The following is a 3,010-nucleotide window of genomic DNA, read 5'->3' on the forward strand; positions in this document are numbered from 1 at the left end:
GTGGTGGCCATGGCCGGGCTGTTTTCCCTGCTCAACGCTGTCCTGCCCGGCAGGCGCGCCCGGCATGTGCTGGACGTCCCGGGGACGTCGGCTGCCGTGGTGGTCGATGACGAGGTCATCGCGTCCGCCTTGGCCCGCAGCGCCCGGCTCGCAGCGAATGTCACTCCTGAACAGGTGATGGTGGTGGTCTCCCAGCGGCAGGTCATCGTCAATGTCCGCCCCACCTCGGGAGTGCCCGTCATCGAAACAGCGGTGCTTGCCGCCGTCCAGGAAGAGCTCCGCGAGATGTCCCTGTTCCCTTTGCCGGAGGTCCGTGTCAATATCGCCGCTGCCGGGGTGATCGGGGCATGAACAGCACTCCATCAGTACTCAACCGGATCCTGATCGGGATCCTCGGGCTGATCCTGCTCGCCGTGGGCATCCTGCTGGTTGCGCTTGCAGCGGTGCCCTCAGTGGGGCCGTGGTGGCACACGTGGTCGCGGTCGGCCTGGGACGGCCTCAACCAGGCCTTCAACGACACCCGGTTCCCCGGGCGCCCCGAAAGCTGGCTCTGGATCATCATGGCCGTCGCCCTGCTGGTGCTGATCGGACTCATGGTTGCCTGGATTGCGCAGCAAGGCAAAGGCCGGAGCGACGTTCTGGCCGCGGAGTTCGATCCCGGAACCGTTGCCGGAGACGTGCGGATCGCCGGCGGAGTGGCTGAACAGGCACTGAAGCATGCCCTCGCGGAGCGGCCGGACCTCGCCGGGGCCACAGTGGCCACCTACGACGTCCGCGGCCGCCCGGCCCTGAAGATCCGGCTGCAGCCGCGCCAGGGCGTAGCCCCGCACCTTCTGGCGGCCGACGTCTCTGCCCTCGTGGACGCCTTGGATGAGGTGGTGGGGAAACGGACTCCGGCGGTCATCCACATCGGTGCCGGCGCCAGGACACGGTTCAGCCGAGCCGAACGCGTGCGCTGACGGCCCGCGGCGTCAGGACGGACTCACTTGGTCAGGTAGACCGTTGAGTTCGGCAACACCTCGGTCACGAAGCCGGCCGGCAGGGAAGTGCTCGATAGTGCCACCGCATAGTCCGCGGGGAGCGGCGCCGCGGTGGCCCCCATATTGGTGAGCACCAGGACGTCGCGGTTATGGAACGCCACTATGCCCAGATCGGGCTGATGGATATCGGCCCACCGGAAAGTTCCCGATCCCAGGCTTTGGGCGGCACGGAACGCCAGGGCAGAACGGTAGAGCTCCAGGGTGGATCCTTCGACGCCGTCCTGCCTGTCCGCGGCGAGGTCCCGGAACGATTCGGGCTGGGGCAGCCAGGGTGCTGCCGGTTGGCCCGGGGCCAACCCCGCCGGGCCGCCGTCGTTCGCTTCATGTGTCAGGGTTTCGGCAAAGCCGAAACCGGGCGCAGTGGACTTCCACGGCAGCGGAACGCGGCAACCGTCGCGGCCGATCTCAGCCCCGTTGGTGCGGAAGAACGTGGGGTCCTGCCGCGCGTCGTCCGGAAGCGTGGTGTGCTCCGGAAGGCCGAGTTCCTCGCCCTGGTATATATAGGCGGAGCCGGGCAGCGCGAAGGAGACCAGCGTGGCGGCGCGGGCCCGCGCCAGGCCCAGGGCTGCATCAGGCTGCTCGTCATGTGCGCCGATGCCCTTGGGGAAGGTGGTCGGATCCTTCAGCCCGAACCGGGTGGTGTGCCTGACGGTGTCATGGTTGCTCAGCACCCAGGTGGACGGAGCCCCTACGGAAGCGGCGGCTTTGAGAGAGTCCTCGATGGCTTCGGCCATCCGCCCTGCGTCCCAGCCGGCCAGGAGGAAATCGAAGTTGAAGGCCTGCTGCATTTCGTCTTGGCGGACATACCGGGCCAACCGTTCGGCGGGTTCAACCCAGGCCTCGGCAACCATCATGCGATCGCCGTCGTACTCCGCCAGTACTTTGTGCCAGTCCCGGTAGATCTCATGCACGCCGTCCTGGTCAAAGAAGGGCGATGGCGGGTATTGGGGCGACACAGCACGGTGCGGTTCCTGGGAGTCGGTATGCGCGCCGGGAGCGTCACCGGGCGGGATGTGCCGTTTGTCAGTCGCGTCAGCAGTGCCTTCCACCATGGCTGCCACGCCTTCCCAGTCGGGCAGGCCAGCCTCCTTGACCATGCCGTGGGCAACATCCACACGGAATCCGTCCACACCGCGGTCCAGCCAGAAGCGGATCACTGCGCGCATTTCTTCCTGCACCTCGGCGTTTTCCCAGTTCAGGTCCGGTTGCTTGGTGTCGAAAAGGTGGAGGTACCACTCGCCGGGTTTGCCGTCCTGTTCGGTGACACGGCTCCAGGCCGGTCCGCCGAAGATGGATTTCCAGTTGTTCGGTGCCAGGTTGCCGTCGCCGGAACCCGGTGTTTCGTCCTTGCCCGGCCGGAACATATACCGGTCCCGCTCCGGGGTGCCCGGGGCTGCCGCCAGGGCCTGCTGGAACCACACATGCTCATCGGAGGTGTGGTTGGGTACGAGATCAACGATGACCTTCAGGCCACGGCCGTGAGCATTCTGCAACAAAGCATCGAAGTCGGCCAGCGTCCCGAAAAGCGGGTCCACCTGGCGGTAGTCCGCCACGTCATAGCCGCCGTCGGCCTGGGGCGACTTATAGAACGGAGACAGCCAGATGGCATCGACCCCCAACGCCTGAAGATAGGGCAAACGGGCCGCCGTTCCGCGGAGATCACCCATTCCGTCCCCGTTGGCATCCGCGAAGGAACGCGGATAAATCTGATAAACAACAGCGCTTGCCCACCATGAACTACCCGTGGACGCAGGGGTGGGAACGGTCGAATGGTGCATTTGGTTCCTGTCCGGTAACTTTTTGATGTAAACGCTTGCATAAGCCGCAACAACCTTACTAGTGTGATGGTCACCACATCAAGGTCACCAACAACCACACTGTTCGACTTACTTGTCACTCAGCGAGGAGCCTCAAGCAAATGAAAACCCGAAAATTCCTACTCCCGGCAGCTACTGCCGGCATCCTGGCCC

At 65.2% G+C, this 3,010-nt stretch carries 2 protein-coding genes and 1 pseudogene; 2 read left to right on the plus strand and 1 reads right to left on the minus strand.

The genetic code is table 11. From position 1 onward, the window contains the following. Both DBR22_RS18730 and DBR22_RS18735 read left to right on the plus strand, forming a co-directional pair. Positions 1-351, plus strand: a pseudogene (locus DBR22_RS18730) (DUF6286 domain-containing protein); the annotation flags it as partial. Beyond that, positions 348-959 (plus strand): hypothetical protein, encoded by a 612-nt coding sequence (locus DBR22_RS18735; RefSeq protein WP_108600241.1) that lies wholly within the window; start codon positions 348-350, stop codon positions 957-959. The pseudogene DBR22_RS18730 and the gene DBR22_RS18735, both read left to right, overlap by 4 nt. 23 nt (positions 960-982) lie before the next feature. Here the strand turns inward: DBR22_RS18735 and DBR22_RS18740 are convergent, their stop codons facing one another. Continuing rightward, positions 983-2,818, minus strand: a complete 1,836-nt coding sequence (locus DBR22_RS18740) for a glycoside hydrolase family 13 protein (RefSeq protein WP_108600242.1) — start codon at positions 2,816-2,818, stop codon at positions 983-985. Between the last annotated feature and the right edge of the window lie 192 nt (positions 2,819-3,010).

It is taken from the genome of Arthrobacter sp. HMWF013, assembly GCF_003061105.1.
In the GTDB taxonomy this organism is placed as follows: domain Bacteria; phylum Actinomycetota; class Actinomycetes; order Actinomycetales; family Micrococcaceae; genus Arthrobacter.

What these genes read in the sequence shown, in the direction of transcription:
- DBR22_RS18740 (WP_108600242.1), bottom strand. Translation starts at nt 2,818, where the DNA reads ATGCACCATTCGACCGTTCCCACCCCTGCGTCCACGGGTAGTTCATGG.
- DBR22_RS18735 (WP_108600241.1), top strand. Translation starts at nt 348, where the DNA reads ATGAACAGCACTCCATCAGTACTCAACCGGATCCTGATCGGGATCCTC.